We start from the raw sequence: 19,739 nt of genomic DNA, 5'->3' as shown, positions 1-19,739 counted from the left end.
CTCCTTGGCGTGTTCGTGGTCTCAGCAACGTTCCAGCATGATCATTTGCATGGCCACATCGAGCCCGTCGATACCTTGCTCTGCGATGGCCTGCTGGCGCTCGGGGCGGCTGCGCACACCGTGCGGTGTCATGCCGATCAGGTTACCCAGATCTTCACCCGTCAGTTGCAGAGGATAGCGCAGGGTCTGCTCCGAGGCGATGCGCAGCCCGTCCGGCAGTGCCTTGATCAGCGCCGGTGTCGGGTGAATCTGATCGTACAGGCGTTCACGCAGGGCCAGCAGGTGATCCCCGTGGGGCCCAACGATCAGCACCCGGCCGCCGGGTTTGACGGTGCGCAGGCACTCGTCCGCCGACCAGGGGCTGAACACGCTAAGCGCGGCGTCCAGACTCTGGTCGGCCACTGGTAGTCTTGCGCTGGAAGCAACCATCCAGCGGATGCTGCGGCTGCGCCGGCAGGCCTTGAGGATGGCGTCTTTGCTGATGTCGAATCCGCCGATGGCGGCATCCGGCAGGGCGCGGGCCAGCCGTTCGGTGTAGTAGCCTTCACCGCAGCCCATATCGAGCAGGGTCTTTGGCGCCAGCGCGGCGAATAGCTGGTTGATCGCGTCGCTGACCGGCTGGTAGTGGCCCGCATCGAGAAACGCCTGACGGCAGGCCAGCATCTGCGGCGTGTCACCCGGCTGCTTGCTGTTCTTGTGCTGCACCAGTAGCAGATTCAGGTAACCCTGACGGGCCTGGTCATAACTGTGCCCGGCCGCGCAGCGCCATTGGCGCTCAGTGTTGCTGAGCAGGGCGTGACAGTGGGGGCAGATCAGCTGCAGCATCAGGTCAGCAACCGTTCCAGCGTGACCTGATAGATATCGGTCAGCAAGTCGAGGTCATCGGCCTTGATGCACTCGTTGACCTGGTGAATGGTCGCGTTGACCGGGCCTAGCTCGACTACTTGCGTGCCCATGGTGGCAATAAAGCGACCGTCCGAGGTGCCACCGGAGGTCGAAGGCTGGGTGTCACGGCCGGTGACCTGCTTGATCGCGGCTGAGACACCGTCGAGCAGAGCGCCTGGTTCGGTCAGAAACGGCAGGCCGGACACCGTCCAGTGCAGCTCATACTCCAATCCATGGCTGTCCAGCAGATCGCGCACACGCTGTTGCAGGCCCTCGACGGTGGACTCGGTCGAGAAGCGGAAGTTGATCAGCGCTTCCAGCTCGCCCGGCACGACATTGGTGGCACCGGTGCCGGAGTGAACGTTGGAGATCTGGAAGCTGGTCGGCGGGAAGAAGGCGTTGCCTTCGTCCCAGACCTCACTGGCCAGTGCAGCCAGCGCCGGAGCAGCCAAATGGATCGGGTTGCGCGCCAGATGCGGGTAGGCCACGTGACCCTGTTTGCCGCGAATCACCAGACGGGCGTTGAGTGAGCCGCGGCGCCCGTTCTTGACGATATCGCCCACCAGCTCGGTGCTGGAGGGCTCGCCGACGATGCACCAGTCGACCTTCTCGCCGCGCTCAACCAGCGTCTCCACTACCTTCACTGTGCCCTCGGTTGCCGGGCCTTCCTCATCACTGGTGATCAGAAAAGCGATGGAACCCTTGTGTTCGGGATGGGCGGCAACAAAGCGCTCAACCGCGACAAGCATCGCCGCCAGGCTGCCTTTCATATCGGCTGCGCCGCGCCCGTGCAGCATGCCGTCAACGATCTGCGGTATAAAGGGGTTGGTCTGCCACTGCTCGACCGGGCCGGTTGGCACCACATCGGTGTGACCGGCAAAACACAGCACAGGACCTTCGCTACCGCGTCTTGCCCACAGGTTCTCGACCTCGCCAAAACGCAGCGGCTCCAGCGCAAAGCCGACCGCTGCCAGTCGTTCGCCCATCAGTTGCTGACAGCCAGCGTCCTCTGGCGTGGTGGAGTTGCGGGAGATCAGCTCGCAGGCCAGCTGCAGGGTAGGAGATAGCTCGGTCATGGTTCCGGTTCGTCTGGGCAGAGAAAGGCGCCATCATACCAGAGTCATGCGGTGCGCTTCCCGCCGGATCGTGGCGCAGCTTGCCTCAGTGACCACCGTTCGGCTCCGGTCTTGGTCACCGACCGGAGCCGGTTGTTCAGATTCGCGTGTCGGGCCAGCGCGCCCGCCGCCAGGCTCGCCGCTGCTTCTTGTCGAGGAAGGTCCAGGCCAGCAGCCGACTGCGTTTATGTCCCTGGCCCATGTCGACAACCCGCACGTCGGTAGCGCCGAGGGCGCGCAGTTGCTCGGGCAGCACTTTGAGACTGGCGGCATTGGCGACCAGAGTGGAAAACCAGAACACCTGCTGTGCGTAGCGCTTGCTCTGCTCGGCCATGCGTTGCAGAAAGCCCGCTTCGCCATCGGCGCAATACAGCTCATTGGGGCGGCCGCCGAAGTTGCGCCCGGCGGCCGCTTTGCCCAGCCCGTGCCACTTGCGCTCATTGGCTTTCTGCGCCTCGCCAGCGCTGGCATAGAACGGCGGATTGCAGAGCGTGAAGTCGAATTGCTCGTCTGCGCCAATGATGCCAGCGAAAATGCACGCAGGGTCGGCCTGCCGGCGTAGTTCGATCCGGGACTGCAGGGTCGGGTTGGCCGCGAGGATCTGCTCGCCGTTGCGCAGCGCCTCTGCATCAATGTCGCTGCCGACGAATTGCCAGCCGTATTCAGCATTGCCGATCAGGGGATAAATCAGATTGGCGCCGGTACCGACGTCCAGGCCACGCAGCCGCTCTCCCTTGGGGATAACCCCGTCGTGGCTGCTGGCAAGCAGGTCTGCCAGATGGTGGATAAGGTCAGCGCGCCCGGGGATGGGTGGGCACAGCGCGGCCGGCGGGATCTGCCAGCCAGTGATGTCGTACCAGTGCGTCAGCAGGGCACCGTTAAGGCAGCGCAGGGCAGCCGGATCAGCAAAGTCGATGGTCGTCTGCCCATCCTTGCCCTGGCGGATAAAAGCCTTTAGTGGCGGGCACTTGCGGGCCAGCAGGGGAAAGTCGTAACGGCCCTGATAACGGTTGCGTGGATGCAGTGCTGGTGGCTTGGACGGGGGGCGCGACATGTTGACTCCTGAGCTGGAGGGGGAGCATCCCACGCCGATGCCGCCTTGTCACCCGTTGTTCACAGAAGCTGGGGATGAAGCTGTGGATAACTGCAGGATATCCATGCCAATGCCAGTAAGGCTGGTGGCTGCGCAAAACTGGCTGTTTTTTGCGCAATGCAGCGCAAGAGGGCGCTGGTATACTGTGCCGCCGCAGGAGGATGCCCATGATCACCGAAGACCCCCGTTTTGCCGGAATTGGCCGTTTGTATGGCACAGAGGCGCTTGCGCGTCTGGCGACCAGCCATGTGGTGGTGGTCGGGATCGGCGGGGTCGGCAGCTGGGTGGCCGAGGCGCTGGCGCGTAGCGGTATTGGTCGTATCAGTCTGATCGATATGGACGAGGTCTGTGTCAGCAACGTCAACCGGCAGTTGCATGCGCTGGACGGTCAGGTGGGTAAGCCCAAGGTCGAGGTGATGGCCGAACGTCTGCGGGCGATCAGCCCGGAGTGCGAGGTGCGCGCGGTGATGGATTTTGTCACCCCCAGCAATCTGGCCAAGCTGATTACCGACGACATCAATTGCGTTGTCGACTGCATCGACAGCGTCAACGCCAAGGTGGCGCTGATTGCCTGGTGCCGCCGCCGCAAGATCCCGGTGATCACCACCGGTGGGGCAGGCGGGCAGATCGACCCGACGCAGATTACCGTCGCGGACTTGTCCAAAACCGTCAACGACCCGCTGGCCGCCAAGGCCCGCTCACTGCTGCGCCGCGACCACAACTTCCCCCGTGCCGACAGCAAACGCAGTTTCGGCGTGCCCTGCGTCTACTCGAAAGAGCAACTGCGCTATCCCAAACCCGACGGCAGCGTCTGCACCCAGAAGTCCTTTGTTGGGGAAGGCGTACGTCTGGACTGCTCCGGCGGTTTCGGCGCGGTCACCATGGTTACCGCCACCTTCGGCATGGTAGCCGCGGCGCAGGCGGTGCAGCGGTTGCTGCGCTGATATTGTGTTGTGCTGAGGTTAACTGTACGATTTTTGCTCATTCCCTTTTTATGAGGTATTAGTCCGATGCGCCATTGATGCCGCCGTTGTAATGACGGCCAGTCTCCACCCGCCCCCGCTAGCAGGGGGAGTTCTTGGCATCTTGGAATGTGCGCATGACCGATACCTCTATCGTCCTGAAGGACGTTTCTTACCTGCTGCCCGACGGCAGCCCCCTGTTCATCGACCTCTGCGAGCAGTTCGACCAACGCCCAACCGGCCTGGTTGGCCGCAACGGGGTGGGCAAAAGTGTTCTGGCGCGGATCCTCGCGGGCCTGCTGCTGCCCACCTCCGGTGTGTGCCGGTGCACCGGTCGAGTGCACTATCTGGCTCAGCAGGTCGTCTTGTCAGCCGATCAGTCGGTCGCTGGTCTGGCTGGCGTTGCCCCTACGCTTGAGGCCTTGCGGCGAATAGAGTCGGGCAGTGTTGCGGATGAAGACTTCGACATTGTTGGCGACCATTGGGATATGCCCCAGCGGCTGCAGCAGGCGCTGGAGCGCGAACAGCTGGGTTATCTCAGACCAGACGCGCCAGCGAGTGCGCTCAGTGGCGGCGAGGCCATGCGTGTGTCGTTGCTTGGTGCCTCGCTGTCGGGCGCTGATTTTTTGATTCTCGATGAGCCGAGTAACCACCTTGACCGAGAAAGTCGTCAGGCGCTGATGGCGCAGCTGCAGCGCTGGCAGCGCGGGTTGATCGTGATCAGTCACGACCGGCACCTGCTGGAATGCATGACGCGCATTGTCGAGCTGTCCCCCGCCGGTCTTGCCAGTTATGGCGGCAACTACGGCTTTTATGCGGCAGCGAAAGAGCACGAGCGCCACAATGCTCTTGAGCATTTGCACGCCTGCAAGGCTGAGCGTCGTCGCCAGCAGCGCGTAGCGCAGGCCCAGCGCGAGCGTGTAGACAGGCGGCAGGCGCGAGGCAGTCGGCAGGGCAAGCACGCCAATCAGGCGAAGATCTTGCTGGACCGTCAGAGGGAGCGTAGTGAAGCGTCGTCCGGTGCGTTGCGCAAGAAGCAGGTCGCCAGCCATGAGCAGTTGACTCTGCGCGTGCATGAAGCCGCGCGAAAAGTGGAGGCCGAGGCGCAGATTCTGTTGCATGCGCTGCCTGTGGTGCAGCCTTCAACTCGCCGTGTTGTCGAGCTGACCGATGTGCAGTTGCCTTACGTCCCCAGGCCCGCTGGACATATCAGTTTGCTGGTCCGCGGTCAGCAGCGAACAGGCGTTGTCGGCCCGAATGGGGTCGGCAAGTCGACGTTACTACGTGTGCTGGCCGGTGAGTTGGATCCGCTGGGCGGCTCCTGCTGGGTGACGGGGGAGATGGCCTATCTGGACCAGAACCTGCGTAACCTTGATCCGAATAGGTGTGTTTGGGATCAGCTTCGTTCAGTCAATCGCACGACGGCTGAGGGCGAGTTACGTACCCGGCTGGCGCGGCTTGGTCTGGACGGCCAGAGGTTGGCTATCGCCAGTCGCCTGTTGAGTGGCGGAGAGCGTGTGAAGGCAGCGCTTGCGTGCGTGTTGTACGCCGATGTGCCACCTCGACTGCTGTTGCTCGACGAGCCCTGCAATCATCTGGATCTGCCCTCATTGCAGGCGGTAGAGGAGATGCTGCGCAGTTACGGTGGCGCGATGTTGGTGGTCTCGCACGATGATGCCTTTTTGCACAGTCTTGGCCTGACCGATTGGTTGCGTGCGACCGAGGACGGTTGGTGCAGCCAGCCGGCGTGAGCGCCAGTAACCAAAAAAGGCCCGAACCGATAACCGGTACGGGCCTCTTCGCGGACTGCGTGCGGCTTATAGCTTGCCGCTTGCAGCTCCCACAACGCGATTAGTTGTGGGCGTGCAGCATATCGTTCAGCTGAATCGCGCTCTTGTTGGTCTTGCACTCGATGGCGCCAGTCTGCGAGTTGCGGCGGAACAGCAGGTCGGACTGGTTGGCCAGGTCGCGGGCCTTGACGATTTCGACCAGGTTGTCGGCATCGTCCAGCAGCGCCACCTTGATGCCGGCGGTGATGTACAGGCCGGCTTCAACGGTGCAGCGATCGCCCAGCGGGATACCGATACCGGCGTTGGCGCCGATCAGGCAGCCTTCGCCCACAGAGATGACGATGTTGCCGCCACCGGACAGGGTGCCCATGGTGGAGCAGCCGCCGCCCAGGTCGGAACCCTTGCCAACGAATACGCCGGCGGAGATGCGGCCTTCGACCATGCTGGTGCCTGCGGTACCGGCGTTGAAGTTGATAAAGCCTTCGTGCATGACGGTGGTGCCTTCGCCCACATAGGCGCCCAGACGTACACGGGCAGTATCGGCGATGCGGATGCCGGCCGGGACCACGTAGTCGGTCATCGACGGGAACTTGTCGATGCTGTGCACGACCAGCGACTCACCCTTCATGCGGGCAGCCATCTGGCGCTGCGGCAGTTCGCTGATGTCGATCGCGCCCTGGGTGGTCCAGGCGACGTTCGGCAGCAGCGGGAAGATGCCGGCCAGGACCACGCCGTGCGGCTTGACCAGGCGGTGCGAGAGCAGGTGCAGCTTGAGGTAGGCTTCCGGGGTGGAGCTGGGCGCTTCGTCGCTGGCCAGCACGGTGGCGACCAGCGGGCGGGCGCTGTCGGCCATCTGCGCGACCAGGGTGGCCTGCTCGCTGAAACCGGCCGCATTCAGTGCCTGGCTCAGTGCGCCGCATTGGCTGGCGGCAAAGCTGATGGCCTGGTTGCCTTCGGCGTAGCCAAGCTCGGCCTTGATCACGTCGATCAGGGCGTTGCCGGGGTTGAGCAGGGGCTGCGGATAGAACACCTCCAGCCATTCACCTGCGCTGTTCTGGGTGCCGATGCCAAAGGCCAGACTGAAACATTCACTCATGGGGCGGTTCCTTTGATGCTAGTGCTGTCTATGCATTGGATTCAAACGCGCTGGCGTACCACTCCGGCTTGAAGCCGACCAGGCGCTGCGAGCCGATATCCAGTACCGGTCTTTTTATCATTGAGGGGTTGGCTTGCATCAGCGCAACCGCCTTGTCTGTATCGATGTTTTCCTTGTCCGCGTCGCCTAGCTTGCGGAAGGTGGTGCCCTTGCGGTTTAGGATCACTTCCCAGCCGTGTTCGGTGCACCAGGCACGCAGCCGTTCGGCGTCGATGCTTTGTGTCTTGTAGTCGTGAAACTGGTAGGCGACGCCGTGCTCGTCCAGCCAGGTTCGGGCCTTTTTCATGGTGTCGCAGGCCTTGATGCCGTACAGGGTGATCATGGCTTACAGGCTCCTGATGAAGTCGCGGATGCGTTCGGCCGCTTCAATACACTCGTCCAGCGGGGCGACCAGCGCCATGCGGACCCGTCCGGCGCCGGGATTATAACCATCAATTTCCCGTGACAGGTAACGCCCGGGCACTACGGCGACATTCTGCTCGGCCAGCAGGCGGGTGGTGAAGGTCTCGTCATCGATCGGCGTCTTGGGCCACAGGTAGAAACCGGCGTCGGGGCGCTCCGCTTCCATCACCTCGCCGAGAATGGCAAGTACAGCGTCGAACTTGGCCTGATACTGGGCGCGGTTGTCGGCTACGTGGGCTTCGTCATTCCAGGCCGCAATGCTGGCAATCTGGCTGTGAACCGGCATGGCGCAGCCGTGGTAGGTGCGGTACGTCAGGTACGGTTTGAGCAGGCTGGCGTCGCCGGCGACGAAGCCCGAGCGCAGGCCCGGCAGGTTGGAGCGCTTGGACAGGCTGTGGAATACCACGCAGCGGGCGTAGTCGTCACGACCCATGGCGGCGCAGGCCTGCAGCAGACCGACCGGCGCGGGGCCGTCCGGGGCGTAGATTTCGCTGTAGCACTCGTCCGAGGCAATCACGAAGTCGTACTGGTCGGCCAGCTTGATCAACTGCTGCAGGGTGTCCAGCGGAATGACTGCACCGGTCGGGTTACCCGGTGTGCAGATAAACAGCAGCTGACAGCGCTGCCAGACGTCAGCCGGGACGGCGCTGAAATCCGGGATAAAACCGTTGCTGCCGTCGCAGGCAAGGTAGTGCGGCTCAACGCCGGCCAGAAACGCCGCGCCTTCATAGATCTGATAGAAGGGGTTGGGGCTGACCACCAGCCCCTGCGGATCGCGGGCGATCAGTGCCTGGGTAAAGGAAAACAGCGCCTCGCGGGTGCCGTTGACCGGGATGATGTTGCCGTTGATATCCAGGCTGCCGGCGCTTAGCGCAAAGCGTTTGGTCAGCCAGTCGGCGATGCTTTGGCGCAGCTCGGGCTTGCCCTGGGTGGTCGGGTAGACCGCCGCCTGGTTGAGGTTGTCGGCCAGCGCCTGCAGCACGAAGGGCGGTGACGGGTGCTTGGGCTCGCCGATCGACAGCGAGATCGGGCGCAGCGCCGGGTTGGGCGTGACGTCGGCGATCAGCGCGCGCAGCTTTTCAAAGGGGTAGGGCTGCAGGCGCTGCAGGTCGTGATTCATTCTGTGTCCTCAGGGGCCGATGGCAATGGGGCTGCTGTACTCCTGCGCGGTCGGCTGGGTACTGCTGAGTGTGTCGATAATGGTTTGCTGCAGACGCTCGCACAGTTGCGGGTCTGACAGCGCCTGATTGTTGGCGTCGGTAATGACGAACACGTCGTCGACGCGCTCGCCCAGGGTGACAATCTTGGCGTTCTGCACGCTGATATCGAAGTCCAGCAGAATGCGGCCCATGCGGGCCAGCAGGCCGGGACGGTCGGGTGCGCTCAGCTCAAGGATGGTGTGCTGCCCGCTCGGGTCGTTGGAGATGGTGACCTCTGGGGCAAAGGCAAAGTGCTTGAGCTGGCGCGGTACGCGGCGCTGGATGATGGTCGGGAAGGCGTCCGGATCGGAGAGGGCGTCGACCAGGTCGTGCTTGATCTGGCGGATGCGCTCCGGGTTGTCGCCGATGGAGCCGCCGTCGGAGTCGAGCACGATATAGGTGTCCAGGCTGAACTGGCTGGTCGAGGTGATGATGCGAGCGTCCTGAATGCTCAGGTTGAGCTGATCCATCGCCGACACGGTGGCCGCGAAGAGGTCGTTCTGCTCCGGGGTGTAAATGAAGATCTGAGTTGCGCCCTCAAACTCGCGCTGGGCCGTTTCCTTGATCAGTACCAGTGGGCTTTGGCGCTGGCCGTGCTGGGCAATGGCCTCGGTGTGCCAGGCTACGTCGCTGGCGGTGTGGCGCAGAAAATAGTCGTCACCCAGCTCGTCCCAGAGGGCTTCGGCGTCGTCTTCGTCCACGCCGTTGCGAACCAGGATGTCGAGTGCGGCCTGCTGCGTCTGGCGAATGTGCTCTTCGCGATCCGGCGGGTTGTCCAGGCCACGACGCAGGGCGCGCTTGGTCTCGGTGTAGAGCTGGCGCAACAGCGATGCGCGCCAGGAGTTCCACAGCGTCGGGTTGGTGGCGTTGATGTCGGCGATGGTTAGCACATAGAGGTAGTCGAGCCGCACCTGATTGCCGACCTTGGTGGCAAAGTCGTGAATTTCCAGCGGGTCGGAAATGTCCTTGCGCTGGGCGGTGGTGGACATCAGCAGATGGTTTTCGACCAGCCAGCTGACCAGGTGGGTGTCCCAGGCCGGCAGGTGATGGCGTTGGCAGAACAGCTCGGCGTCGACCGCGCCCAGCTCCGAATGGTCGCCGCCGCGCCCTTTGGCGATGTCGTGATACAGCCCGGCCATATATAGCAGGTCCGGTTTGGGCAGGCGGCAGAAGATACGCCAGGCCAGCGGGTAGCGATCCTGGTATTCGGGCCAGCTTAACTTGCGCAGGTGCTTGATCAGATTCAGCGTGTGCGCATCGACCGTATAGATATGGAACAGGTCGTGCTGCATCTGGCCGACGATCTTGCCGAACTCGGGCAGGTAGCGGCCGAGAATGCCGTAGCGGTTCATGCGGCGCAGGTTGCGGTGAATGCCTTCCTTGCAGCGGAACAGCTCGATAAACAGGCTGGTGTTGCGGATGTCGCTGCGGAAGGCGTCGTCAATCAGGTGGCGGTGGTCACGCAGCAGGCGAATGCTGTCGGCGCGCACGCCGCGGATATCCGGATTTTGCGCCATCAGCAGGAAAATCTCCAGAATGGCAAAGGGCGTGCGCTGGAAGACGTTCGGGTTGGTGACTTCGATGTAGTGGTTGCGTACCTGAAAGCGGCTGTTGAGCGGGCGGATGTCCGCGGCTTCGGCGTCACGCAGCAGGATCTCTTCAAAATGCTGCATCAGCAGGTCGTTCAACTCCGACAGCGACATCACCACCCGGTAATACTTCTGCATGAAGCGCTCGACCGCCAGTTTGCTGTCGGTGCCCTCGTAGCCCAGTAACTTGGCCAGCGCCCGCTGGTGATCGAACAGCAGGCGGTCTTCAGCGCGCCCGGCGAGGGTGTGCAGGGCGAAGCGAACCTTCCACAGGAAGGCGCGACCGGCCGCGAGAATGGTGTATTCCGGCTCGTTCAGAAAACCTTGCTGCACCAGCTCACGCAGGTCGTTGGTGCCAAAGTGGCGCAAGGCGACCCAGGCGATGGTCTGGATGTCACGCAGGCCGCCCGGAGAGCTTTTGACGTTGGGTTCGAGGTTGTATTCGGTATCGTTGAACTTGGCATGGCGTGCCTGCTGTTCCGCCCGTTTGGCGCGGAAGAACTCGGCATCGTTCCACATGTGGCTGGTATCGATCGCCTGCATCATGTCCTGACGCAGTGCCTCGTCGCCCGCCAGCGTGCGCGACTCCATCAGGTTGGTGATGACGGTGATGTCGGCCGCCGCCTCCTGCTGGCACTCTTCAATGCTGCGCACACTCTGTCCGACTTCCAGGCCGATATCCCAAAGCAGCAGCAAAAAGGCTTCGATGGCGTCGCGGTAGGGTTCGACATCGCCCCGCAGCAGGATCAGCAGGTCGATGTCAGAGTGCGGGTGCAGCTCGCCGCGACCGTAGCCGCCGACCGCCAGCAAAGAGATGCCGGCGTCGCCAGCGCAGGGCAGACGCGCCCAGGCCTGTTGCAGAATCTGATCGGTAACCCAGGCTCGTTCATGGATCAGTTGATGAATGTCGCGGCCCTCGGCAAAACGCTGGGACAGCACGGTGTCAGCCTGACGTATGGCCTTTTTGAAGGCCGCGATCGGGCTGCTCTTGAGAGCCAGTTCGGCCTGAAACTGGCCGGGATCGAAAAGCGCGTCATCCATCATTTCAGTTCCTCGGCAGGTCGGTGTGGCCGGACAGCGAATCAGTTGCCTGTTAGCGGAAGGTCTCTTCGCTGCGCAGGGTCAGTACCTCGTAGCCGTCGGCAGTGACCAGAATGGTGTGCTCCCACTGCGCGGACAATTTGCGATCTTTGGTGATCGCAGTCCAATTATCTCCCAGCAGGCGGGTTTCCGGGCGGCCCTGGTTGATCATTGGTTCGATGGTGAAGATCATGCCTTCCTGCATCTCCATACCGGTACCGGCGCGGCCGTAGTGCAGGATCTGCGGGTCTTCGTGGAATACCTTGCCGATGCCGTGCCCGCAGTACTCGCGCACCACGCTGTAGCGGTTGGCGTGGGCGTGCTCCTGAATGATGGCACCGATGTCACCCAGACGTGCGCCCGGGCGCACGACGGAAATACCCTTGTACATGCATTCCTGCGTAATGCGTGCCAGGCGTTCGGCCCACTCCGGCACCTCGCCGACCATGAACATCTTGCTGGTGTCGCCGTGATAGCCGTCCTTGATGACGGTAACGTCGATATTCAGCGAGTCGCCGCTCTTCAGCGGTTTGTCATTCGGAATGCCGTGACAGACCACATGGTTGAGCGAGGTGCAGATGGACTTGGGAAAGGGCATGCGGCCGGGGGCGCCGCCGTAGTTGAGGGGGGCGGGGATCGCTTGCTGAACGTTGACAATATAGTCATGGCAGATGCGATCCAGCTCGTCGGTGGTGACGCCAGGCTTGACGTGCTCGCCGATCATTTCCAGAACCTCGGCTGCCAGGCGGCCGGCGACCCGCATGCCGGCAATGTCTTCGGCGGTCTTGATGGTGACGGTCATGGCTGGACTCTCTCGATTGGGCGCCGGCTGGCGTTGGTGGAAAAACCCCGGATTCTATCAGACCTGCGGCCTGCTGTTGAACTGGCCGCTTGTCTGCGCCGCGCAGCCGATGCTTTCTTCGTCGGGGTTGATGTGGTATAAAGCGCCCCGCTGAATGCAGAGCTGTAGGCTCGGCCAGCAAATCAAACTAAATCCGCACACGTATCGACACGGTATCCTGGGTGCCCTTTGGGGTTGGATGCTGGGATGCGTGGAGGCCCAACCCGACTTACTGGAGTTATCATGACCCAAGTCTCTATGCGCGACATGCTGAAGGCCGGTGCGCACTTCGGCCACCAGACCCGCTACTGGAACCCGAAAATGGGCAAGTTCATTTTCGGCGCTCGCAACAAGATTCACATCATCAACCTGGAAAAGACCATGCCGATGTTCCACGAAGCGCTGAGCTTTGTGGAAAAACTGGCTGCCGGCAAGAACAAGATCCTGTTCGTCGGCACCAAGCGCGCTGCCAGCAAGATCATTGCTGATGAAGCGGCTCGTGCTGGTCAGCCCTATGTTGATCACCGCTGGCTCGGCGGCATGCTGACCAACTACAAAACCATCCGTCAGTCCATCAAGCGTCTGCGCGACCTGGAAGTTCAGTCCCAGGACGGCACCTTCGCCAAACTGACCAAGAAGGAAGCGCTGATGCGCTCCCGTGATCTGGAAAAACTGGATCGCAGCCTGGGTGGTATCAAGGACATGGGCGGTCTGCCTGATGCCCTGTTCGTCATCGACGTTGAGCACGAGCGTATCGCTATCACCGAAGCCAACAAACTGGGTATTCCGGTTATCGGCATCGTTGATACCAACAGCAGCCCGGAAGGCGTTGACTACGTCATCCCCGGTAACGACGACGCCATCCGCGCCATCAAGCTGTACGCAGCTGCTGTTGCTGACGCTGTTCTGCGTGGCAAGAGCAACTCTGGCGCCGCTGACGAGTTCGTTGAAGAAGCTGCTCCGGAAGCCTCTGAAGGCTGAGGTGCATACGGCTGATGCAATGCCGTAGCAAAAAGGGGGCCTTGCCCCCTTTTTGCAATATGTTTACCGCAAGATGATTCGTTGCTTCCTGCTGTCAAACGGAAGCAGGAACTAATCCAGTTATGTGAGGAAGAGTCCATGGCAGAAATTACTGCAGCACTGGTCAAAGAACTGCGTGAGCGCACTGGTCAGGGCATGATGGAATGCAAGAAGGCACTGGTTGCCGCCGAAGGCGACATCGAGAAAGCCATTGACGACATGCGCGCTTCCGGCGCCATCAAGGCTGCCAAGAAAGCCGGCAACATCGCCGCTGAAGGCTCCATCGCCGTCAAGGTTGCTGCCGACAACAAGTCCGCCGTGATTATTGAGGTCAACTCCCAGACTGACTTCCTGGCTCTGCAGGAAGACTTCAAGGCGTTCGTTGCCGCCAGCCTGGACAAGGCATTTGAAGCGGGTTACACCGAAGCTGCCCCGCTGATCGCTGATCAGGAGCCGGCCCGTGAGGCGCTGGTTGCCAAGACGGGCGAGAACGTCAACATCCGTCGCCTGACTCGCGTTGAGGGTGATGTTGTTGGTGCCTACCTGCACGGTCACCGTATCGGTGTCGTTGTTACCCTGAACGGTGGTAACGAAGAGCTGGCTCGCGATATCGCCATGCACGTTGCTGCCAGCAACCCGCAATTCCTGGATGCCTCTCAGGTATCCGAAGAAGCGATCGCTAAAGAGAAGGAAATCTTCCTGGCGCTGAACGCTGACAAAATCGCTGGCAAGCCGGAAAACATTGTTGAAAACATGGTCAAGGGCCGTATCAACAAGTTCGTTTCCGAAGGCAGCCTGATCGAGCAGCCTTTCGTCAAGGATCCCGACCTGAAGGTGGGTGAGCTGGCCAAGAAAGCCGGTGCTGAAGTTGTTTCTTTTGTGCGTTTTGAAGTGGGTGAGGGCATCGAGCGTGCCGAAGCTGACTTTGCTGCCGAAGTTGCCGCTCAGCTGGCTGCTGCCAAGCAGTAATACGCTATAGTGCACGCTGACCGGTGCACCGCTTTCGTAATTATGCGGGGGCGACAAGGTTGATATGAGAGGCTTCCCGCGCAGGCGTGAAGCCTCTTTTTCAAGAAACACTGAACAAGTTCGCGCCGTTGTTGTCTGGTGCAACTCGTTGAGTGTTTCTCCATCCCCGAACAGGAGAGTCAAGCATGGCCCAGGTGCCCAGTAGCCGCCAACCCAAGTACAAGCGCATCCTTCTCAAACTTAGCGGTGAAGCCCTGATGGGGACCGAGGATTTCGGTATCGACCCCAAGGTGCTTGATCGCATGGCGCTGGAAGTCGGGCAACTGATCGGTATCGGGGTGCAGGTTGGGCTGGTGATTGGTGGCGGTAACCTGTTCCGCGGCGCTGCGCTGAGCGCGGCGGGTATGGATCGGGTGACCGGTGATCACATGGGGATGCTGGCAACGGTCATGAACGCGCTGGCGATGCGTGATTCGCTGGAGCGCTCCAATATTCAGACACGTGTCATGTCGGCCATCACCATGGAAGGCGTGACCGAGCATTATGATCGCCGCAAGGCAATGCGCTACCTGGCCGGTGGCGACGTGGTAATATTCTCCGCCGGTACGGGCAACCCCTTCTTCACCACGGATACCGCAGCCTGCCTGCGTGGCATCGAGGTCGATGCCGACCTGGTGCTTAAAGCAACCAAGGTTGATGGTGTTTACAACGCCGATCCGATGAAGGACCCCGATGCCGAGCGCTTTGAGAGTCTGACCTACGACCAGGTGCTGGACCTCAAGCTGGAAGTCATGGACCTGACGGCGATCTGCCTGATCCGTGACCACAATATGCCCCTGCGGGTGTTTAATATGAACAAGCCAGGTGCGTTGCTCAATGCAGTAGTCGGTAGCGCCGAAGGAACACTGATCGAGGGTTGAGTCAATGATCAACGAAATCAAGCAAGACGCGCAGGAGCGCATGAAGAAGTCCGTCGAAGCGCTGGAGCATGCCTTCGCCAAGATTCGTACCGGTCGCGCACACCCGGCCCTGCTGGACAGCATCATCGTGTCCTACTACGGCGCTGATACTCCGCTGCGTCAGGTGGCCAACGTTAACGTTGAAGACTCCCGTACCCTGGCCCTGAGCGTGTTTGACAAGGGCATGATCCAGGCGGTCGAGAAGGCCATCATGATGTCCGATCTGGGTCTGAACCCGGCCACCTCCGGCACCACGATCCGCGTACCCATGCCGGCGCTGACCGAAGAAACGCGCAAGGGCTACACCAAGCAGGCCCGCGCCGAGGCCGAGAATGGTCGTATCGCCGTACGTAATATTCGTCGCGATGCCCTGAGCCAGCTCAAGGATCTGCAGAAAGAAAAGGAAATCAGCGAGGACGAAGAGCGCCGCGCAGCTGATGACATCCAGAAGCTCACCGACAAGTTTGTTGCCGAGATTGAGAAAGTACTGGAAGTAAAAGAAAAGGACCTGATGGCCATCTAAGGCCATCAGCTGCAAGAGTACCGAATGAACATCACAAGTCCCGCTGGCAAGGATACCAATACGCCCCGTCACGTTGCGATCATCATGGATGGTAACAACCGCTGGGCGCGCAAGCGGTTGATGCCTGGTGTTGCCGGCCACAAGGCTGGCGTCGATGCGGTCAAGGCGATGATCGAGGTCTGCCTGGAAGACGGTGTAGAAGTGCTGACTTTGTTTGCCTTCTCCAGTGAAAACTGGCGCCGTCCCGAGGACGAAGTGGGTGCGCTGATGGAGCTGTTTCTCGGCGCGTTGCGTCGCGAGGTGCGCAAGCTCCGGGAAAACGGCGTGCGACTTCAGATTATTGGTGATCGCAGTCGGTTTGCCCCCGAGTTGCAAGCCGCAATGGAGCAGGCTGAACAGACCACTGCACAGAACAGTCGTCTGACCCTGGTGGTTGCAGCCAACTACGGTGGGCAGTGGGATATTGCCCAGGCAGCCCGCTCGCTGGCAGCAGAGGCTGTTCGCGGTGAGCGCTCCGTTGAGTCACTGACGGAAGCGGCGCTGGAGGCCCGCCTCAGCACCGCCAACCTGCCGCTGCCAGATTTGTGCATTCGCACTGGCGGCGAGAAACGCATCAGCAACTTCCTGTTATGGCAGCTGGCCTATGCCGAGCTGTATTTCTCCGACCTTTACTGGCCCGACTTCAAGCAGGCTGCCCTGCGTGAGGCGATGGCCGACTTTGCCGGTCGTCAACGCCGCTTTGGCAAAACCAGCGAACAGATTGCAACGGGGGCCTGATGCTCAAGCAACGGGTTATTACCGGCGTTATCCTGGCGATTGTGGCAATCGCCGGGTTTGTATCTCTGCAAGGTGCATGGTTTGCCTTGTTCGTTGGTGCCATCGTGGCGCTCGCGGCCTGGGAGTGGGCGCGGCTGTGCGGTGAGACTCGGCAGGGTGGTCGCATTGTTTACGCGGCGACCCTGGGGTTGTTCATGGTGGGGTTGTACCGTGATGCCTGGCCGATCATTTTCTTTGTTGGTCCGGCACTGGTCTGGTGGTGCATGGCCACGGTGATGATTCTGCGCTACCCCAACGGCAGCGGCCTGTGGCGTGGCAGCTTTGTGCGCCAGCTGTTCGGTCTGCTGATTCTGCTGCCGGCCTGGGCTGGTATCGTCTGGCTGCGCGCTCAGGAGCAGGGGTTGTGGATGTTGCTGGGGCTGGCCGTGCTGGTGTTCGGTGCCGATATCGGTGCCTACTTCAGCGGCAAACGTTTTGGTCGTAACAAGTTGCTGCCCAACGTCAGTCCGGGCAAGACCCGTGAGGGCCTTTTGGGTGGGCTGGTGGTCAGTTTGTCATTGGCACTGGCAGCCATGCTGTATCTGGGTTGGGGGTTTCCGTCGATCCTGCTGGGCCTGGTCGGCGCTGCGCTAGTGGTGTTGATCTCGGTTGTGGGTGATCTGACCGAAAGCCTGTTCAAGCGTGAAGAAGGTTTGAAGGACAGTAGTAATCTGCTGCCCGGGCATGGCGGCGTGCTGGATCGTATTGACAGTCTGGCGGCGGCTATTCCCATGTACGTGGCAGTCTGGCTGCTGCTTGGGAGTCGTCTGGCGTGACCCTGTCGGTTACCGTGCTGGGGGCAACCGGCTCTATTGGGGTCAGCACACTGGATGTGATTGCCCGTCATCCCGAGCGTTATCGGGTTTACGCACTGACTGGCCATAGCCGCATGGCGGAGCTGGCTGATCAATGTCGTCGGCACCGCCCGGACCGCGCCGTTGTCGCTACGAGCGAGCAGGCAGCGGCGCTGCAGCAGGTCTTGCGCGAGGCAGGCCTGCCTACCGAGGTGAGCTGGGGCGAGGATGCGCTGGCCGATGTGGCCTCTGTCGACGGTGTCGATGTGGTCATGGCCGCCATTGTCGGAGCAGCGGGGCTGCGGCCCACGCTGGCAGCCGCCCAGGCGGGCAAGCGGGTATTGCTCGCCAACAAGGAGGCGCTGGTCATGTCTGGCGCCCTATTCATGCAGGCCGTACACGCCTCCGGCGCCCAGTTGCTGCCCATCGACAGCGAACACAACGCGATCTTCCAGTGCATGCCGGGCAACTATGCCGACGGGCTCGCGCATGTCGGTGTACGCCGTATTCTGTTGACTGCCTCCGGCGGTCCTTTCCGTAATTTTTCGCAGGCTGAGCTGGCTCACGTGACGCCGGCCCAGGCCTGTGCCCATCCGAACTGGTCGATGGGGCAGAAGATTTCAGTCGACTCGGCCAGCATGATGAACAAGGGGCTGGAGCTGATTGAGGCCTGCTGGCTGTTTGATGCGCGCCCGGATCAGGTTGAGGTGGTTGTTCATCCGCAGAGCGTGGTGCACTCGCTGGTCGACTACGTCGACGGCTCGGTGCTGGCGCAGCTGGGTAATCCGGATATGCGCACTCCCATCGCCCATGCCCTGGCCTGGCCAGAACGCATCGATTCGGGGGTCAGTGCGCTGGATCTGTTGTTGACCGCTCGTCTGGATTTTGAGGCGCCGGACCCGGTCCGCTTTCCGTGTCTGCGCCTGGCGCGCGAGGCCGCGGCGGCCGGGGGGACCAGTTGTGCGGTGCTCAATGCCGCCAATGAAGTGGCGGTGCAGGCGTTTCTCGAGGGTCGAGTGGGCTTTACCGATATCCCTGTTATTATCGAGGACGCTCTGACGCAGTTGCCAGGCGAGTCGGTAAGTCATCTGGAGCACATTCTGTCAGCCGATCGGCTGGCTCGGGCTCACGCGCAGCGCTGGGTGCGCGCGCGGAGCCTGTCGATCACCTTGTGAGGTACTGAATGGATCTGCTGTCTACGTTGCTGGCCACGGTGGTTGCCCTGGGGCTGCTGGTGACCATTCATGAATACGGCCATTTTTGGGTGGCCCGCCGCTGCGGTATCAAGGTGCTGCGTTTCTCCATCGGGTTTGGGCCGGCGCTGCTGCGTTGGCACGACCGCAAGGGCACTGAATATGCCATCGCCGCCATCCCACTGGGCGGCTACGTCAAAATGCTGGATGAGCGCGAGGCCCCGGTCGCCGAGCATGAGCTGGATCAGGCCTTCAATCGCAAGACCGTCAAGCAGCGTATCGCGGTAGTAGCGGCCGGTCCTATTGCCAATTTTCTGCTCGCTATCGTGGCTTTCTGGATTGTCGCTGTGGTGGGTTTTAGTACCGTTGCTCCTGTGCTTGGTCCTGTGCCTGCAGGTACCCCGGCCGCCGAGGCGGGTTTGCGCTCCGGCCTGGAGTTGACCGGCGTTGATGGCACGCAGATCCGCAGCTGGCAGGACGTCAACCTGCAGTTGATTCGCCGGCTTGGTGAAAGCGGTATGCTGGAAGTGACAGCCAAGCCCTTTGAAGGCGGCGCCGAGACCCGCTACCAACTGCGGCTGGACGACTGGCTCAAAGGCGTTGAGGAACCGGACCCGATGGCGGCGCTGGGCTTGACCAGTTGGCAGCCGCAGATCCCGCCGCGTCTCGGGCAAGTTGCCAGTGACGGGGCTGCCGCCGAGGCTGGCCTGCAGCCGGGAGATCTGATTCTGGCGATCGACGGTGAGCCGGTTAGTGACTGGCTGACCGAGGTGGTACCGACGATTCAGGCGAGCGCGCAACAAACCCTCACTATTCTGGTCGAGCGCGACGGTGAACAGGTGGAGCTGGCGTTGACGCCGCGCCCCAAGCCGGCCAATGACGTTGTCGTCGGTTATGTGGGTGCCGGTGTCGAAGGGGTGGAAATGCCGGCACACATGCAGCGTCAGATCAGCTACAACCCCTTGGTGGCGATACCGGTAGCGGTGACCAAGACCTGGGAAATGACGGCGTTGACGCTGGACTCGCTGAAGAAAATGCTGACCGGGCTGGTCTCGGCAAAAAACTTGAGTGGCCCGATAACCATTGCTAAAGTGGCGGGCGCCTCGGCCAAGTCGGGGCTGGAAAGTTTTCTCAGTTTTATCGCGTACTTGAGTATCAGTCTCGGGGTGTTGAACCTTTTGCCGATACCGGTTCTGGATGGCGGCCACCTGGTTTACTACGTGGCCGAGTGGATCAGGGGCAAGCCTCTTTCCGAGCGAATTCAGACATGGGGGCTGCAGATCGGGTTAAGCCTGATTGTTGGCGTCATGCTGTTTGCCATTTATAACGATATCAGTCGCCTTGGTGGCTGAC

Annotated in this window: 18 protein-coding genes; 10 read left to right on the top strand and 8 right to left on the bottom strand. The window is 61.5% G+C overall.

Annotated elements, in window-relative coordinates; genetic code table 11:
- Nucleotides 1-21: 21 nt before the first annotated feature.
- From ASB58_RS11480 to rlmF, 3 genes are all read right to left on the bottom strand, one after another.
- Entirely contained in the window at nt 22-825 is an 804-nt protein-coding gene (locus ASB58_RS11480; RefSeq protein WP_118130884.1) for a putative RNA methyltransferase, read from the bottom strand.
- Nucleotides 825-1,961, bottom strand: a complete 1,137-nt coding sequence (dapE, locus tag ASB58_RS11475; protein WP_118130882.1) for a succinyl-diaminopimelate desuccinylase — start codon at nt 1,959-1,961, stop codon at nt 825-827. The genes ASB58_RS11480 and dapE overlap by 1 nt, the downstream gene beginning before the upstream one ends.
- Before the next feature lie 136 nt (nt 1,962-2,097).
- The gene (gene rlmF, locus ASB58_RS11470; RefSeq protein WP_118130880.1) at nt 2,098-3,054 is read right to left on the bottom strand and encodes a 23S rRNA (adenine(1618)-N(6))-methyltransferase RlmF; all 957 of its coding nucleotides are present in this window, start codon (nt 3,052-3,054) and stop codon (nt 2,098-2,100) included.
- A 200-nt stretch (nt 3,055-3,254) separates the two neighbouring features.
- Here rlmF and tcdA point away from each other — a divergent pair, with 200 nt between their 5' ends.
- Both tcdA and ASB58_RS11460 read left to right on the top strand, forming a co-directional pair.
- A complete protein-coding gene (gene tcdA, locus ASB58_RS11465) occupies nt 3,255-4,037 on the top strand; it encodes a tRNA cyclic N6-threonylcarbamoyladenosine(37) synthase TcdA (protein ID WP_118130878.1) in 783 nt (260 codons plus the stop codon).
- 155 nt (nt 4,038-4,192) lie between these two features.
- The gene (locus ASB58_RS11460; RefSeq protein ID WP_118130876.1) at nt 4,193-5,806 is read left to right on the top strand and encodes an ABC-F family ATP-binding cassette domain-containing protein; all 1,614 of its coding nucleotides are present in this window, start codon (nt 4,193-4,195) and stop codon (nt 5,804-5,806) included.
- A 100-nt stretch (nt 5,807-5,906) separates the two neighbouring features.
- Here the strand turns inward: ASB58_RS11460 and dapD are convergent, their stop codons facing one another.
- Genes dapD through map form a run of 5 tightly spaced genes read right to left on the bottom strand, consistent with a single transcriptional unit; the run spans nt 5,907 to nt 12,073 of the window.
- Complete coding sequence (gene dapD, locus ASB58_RS11455; RefSeq protein WP_118130874.1) at nt 5,907-6,941, bottom strand: 2,3,4,5-tetrahydropyridine-2,6-dicarboxylate N-succinyltransferase; 1,035 nt, start codon at nt 6,939-6,941, stop codon at nt 5,907-5,909.
- Between the two features lie 28 nt (nt 6,942-6,969).
- A complete protein-coding gene (locus tag ASB58_RS11450; RefSeq protein ID WP_118130872.1) occupies nt 6,970-7,323 on the bottom strand; it encodes an ArsC family reductase in 354 nt (117 codons plus the stop codon).
- 3 nt (nt 7,324-7,326) lie between these two features.
- Nucleotides 7,327-8,523 (bottom strand): succinyldiaminopimelate transaminase, encoded by a 1,197-nt coding sequence (gene dapC / locus ASB58_RS11445; protein WP_118130870.1) that lies wholly within the window; start codon nt 8,521-8,523, stop codon nt 7,327-7,329.
- Nucleotides 8,524-8,532: 9 nt separating this feature from the next.
- Nucleotides 8,533-11,232, bottom strand: coding sequence for a [protein-PII] uridylyltransferase (locus ASB58_RS11440; protein ID WP_235827283.1), 2,700 nt, complete (start codon nt 11,230-11,232; stop codon nt 8,533-8,535).
- A 52-nt stretch (nt 11,233-11,284) separates the two neighbouring features.
- Entirely contained in the window at nt 11,285-12,073 is a 789-nt protein-coding gene (map, locus tag ASB58_RS11435) for a type I methionyl aminopeptidase (RefSeq protein WP_096002970.1), read from the bottom strand.
- Between the two features lie 282 nt (nt 12,074-12,355).
- Here map and rpsB point away from each other — a divergent pair, with 282 nt between their 5' ends.
- The 8 genes from rpsB (at nt 12,356) to rseP (ending at nt 19,738) form a co-directional block, all read left to right on the top strand.
- Nucleotides 12,356-13,093, top strand: a complete 738-nt coding sequence (gene rpsB / locus ASB58_RS11430; protein ID WP_096002969.1) for a 30S ribosomal protein S2 — start codon at nt 12,356-12,358, stop codon at nt 13,091-13,093.
- A gap of 138 nt (nt 13,094-13,231) precedes the next feature.
- Nucleotides 13,232-14,101 carry a translation elongation factor Ts gene (tsf, locus tag ASB58_RS11425; RefSeq protein WP_118130866.1) on the top strand — a complete coding sequence of 290 codons (870 nt, stop codon included), beginning with the start codon at nt 13,232-13,234 and terminating at the stop codon, nt 14,099-14,101.
- Between the two features lie 185 nt (nt 14,102-14,286).
- Entirely contained in the window at nt 14,287-15,021 is a 735-nt protein-coding gene (gene pyrH / locus ASB58_RS11420) for a UMP kinase (protein ID WP_096002967.1), read from the top strand.
- Between the two features lie 4 nt (nt 15,022-15,025).
- Nucleotides 15,026-15,583 (top strand): ribosome recycling factor, encoded by a 558-nt coding sequence (gene frr / locus ASB58_RS11415; RefSeq protein WP_083724557.1) that lies wholly within the window; start codon nt 15,026-15,028, stop codon nt 15,581-15,583.
- A 24-nt stretch (nt 15,584-15,607) separates the two neighbouring features.
- Complete coding sequence (gene uppS, locus ASB58_RS11410) at nt 15,608-16,360, top strand: polyprenyl diphosphate synthase (RefSeq protein ID WP_118130864.1); 753 nt, start codon at nt 15,608-15,610, stop codon at nt 16,358-16,360.
- On the top strand, nt 16,360-17,175 hold the full coding sequence (locus ASB58_RS11405) for a phosphatidate cytidylyltransferase (RefSeq protein ID WP_118130862.1): 816 nt from the start codon (nt 16,360-16,362) through the stop codon (nt 17,173-17,175). Before uppS ends, ASB58_RS11405 begins: the two co-directional genes overlap by 1 nt.
- Entirely contained in the window at nt 17,172-18,368 is a 1,197-nt protein-coding gene (ispC, locus tag ASB58_RS11400) for a 1-deoxy-D-xylulose-5-phosphate reductoisomerase (protein ID WP_118130860.1), read from the top strand. Before ASB58_RS11405 ends, ispC begins: the two co-directional genes overlap by 4 nt.
- Nucleotides 18,369-18,376: 8 nt before the next feature.
- The gene (gene rseP / locus ASB58_RS11395) at nt 18,377-19,738 is read left to right on the top strand and encodes an RIP metalloprotease RseP (RefSeq protein ID WP_118130858.1); all 1,362 of its coding nucleotides are present in this window, start codon (nt 18,377-18,379) and stop codon (nt 19,736-19,738) included.
- Nucleotide 19,739: the final 1 nt, after the last annotated feature.

Origin of the sequence: Pseudomonas abyssi (assembly GCF_003444685.1) — a bacterium.
GTDB classification, from domain to species: Bacteria; Pseudomonadota; Gammaproteobacteria; order Pseudomonadales; family Pseudomonadaceae; genus Halopseudomonas; species Halopseudomonas abyssi.
This window is presented reverse-complemented; position numbering and strand designations above follow the sequence as displayed.

Coding starts and splice junctions, on each gene's coding strand:
- ASB58_RS11480 (WP_118130884.1), bottom strand. CDS start 825: ATGCTGCAGCTGATCTGCCCCCACTGTCACGCCCTGCTCAGCAACACT.
- dapE (WP_118130882.1), bottom strand. CDS start 1,961: ATGACCGAGCTATCTCCTACCCTGCAGCTGGCCTGCGAGCTGATCTCC.
- rlmF (WP_118130880.1), bottom strand. CDS start 3,054: ATGTCGCGCCCCCCGTCCAAGCCACCAGCACTGCATCCACGCAACCGT.
- tcdA (WP_118130878.1), top strand. CDS start 3,255: ATGCCCATGATCACCGAAGACCCCCGTTTTGCCGGAATTGGCCGTTTG.
- ASB58_RS11460 (WP_118130876.1), top strand. CDS start 4,193: ATGACCGATACCTCTATCGTCCTGAAGGACGTTTCTTACCTGCTGCCC.
- dapD (WP_118130874.1), bottom strand. CDS start 6,941: ATGAGTGAATGTTTCAGTCTGGCCTTTGGCATCGGCACCCAGAACAGC.
- ASB58_RS11450 (WP_118130872.1), bottom strand. CDS start 7,323: ATGATCACCCTGTACGGCATCAAGGCCTGCGACACCATGAAAAAGGCC.
- dapC (WP_118130870.1), bottom strand. CDS start 8,523: ATGAATCACGACCTGCAGCGCCTGCAGCCCTACCCCTTTGAAAAGCTG.
- ASB58_RS11440 (WP_235827283.1), bottom strand. CDS start 11,232: ATGGATGACGCGCTTTTCGATCCCGGCCAGTTTCAGGCCGAACTGGCT.
- map (WP_096002970.1), bottom strand. CDS start 12,073: ATGACCGTCACCATCAAGACCGCCGAAGACATTGCCGGCATGCGGGTC.
- rpsB (WP_096002969.1), top strand. CDS start 12,356: ATGACCCAAGTCTCTATGCGCGACATGCTGAAGGCCGGTGCGCACTTC.
- tsf (WP_118130866.1), top strand. CDS start 13,232: ATGGCAGAAATTACTGCAGCACTGGTCAAAGAACTGCGTGAGCGCACT.
- pyrH (WP_096002967.1), top strand. CDS start 14,287: ATGGCCCAGGTGCCCAGTAGCCGCCAACCCAAGTACAAGCGCATCCTT.
- frr (WP_083724557.1), top strand. CDS start 15,026: ATGATCAACGAAATCAAGCAAGACGCGCAGGAGCGCATGAAGAAGTCC.
- uppS (WP_118130864.1), top strand. CDS start 15,608: ATGAACATCACAAGTCCCGCTGGCAAGGATACCAATACGCCCCGTCAC.
- ASB58_RS11405 (WP_118130862.1), top strand. CDS start 16,360: ATGCTCAAGCAACGGGTTATTACCGGCGTTATCCTGGCGATTGTGGCA.
- rseP (WP_118130858.1), top strand. CDS start 18,377: ATGGATCTGCTGTCTACGTTGCTGGCCACGGTGGTTGCCCTGGGGCTG.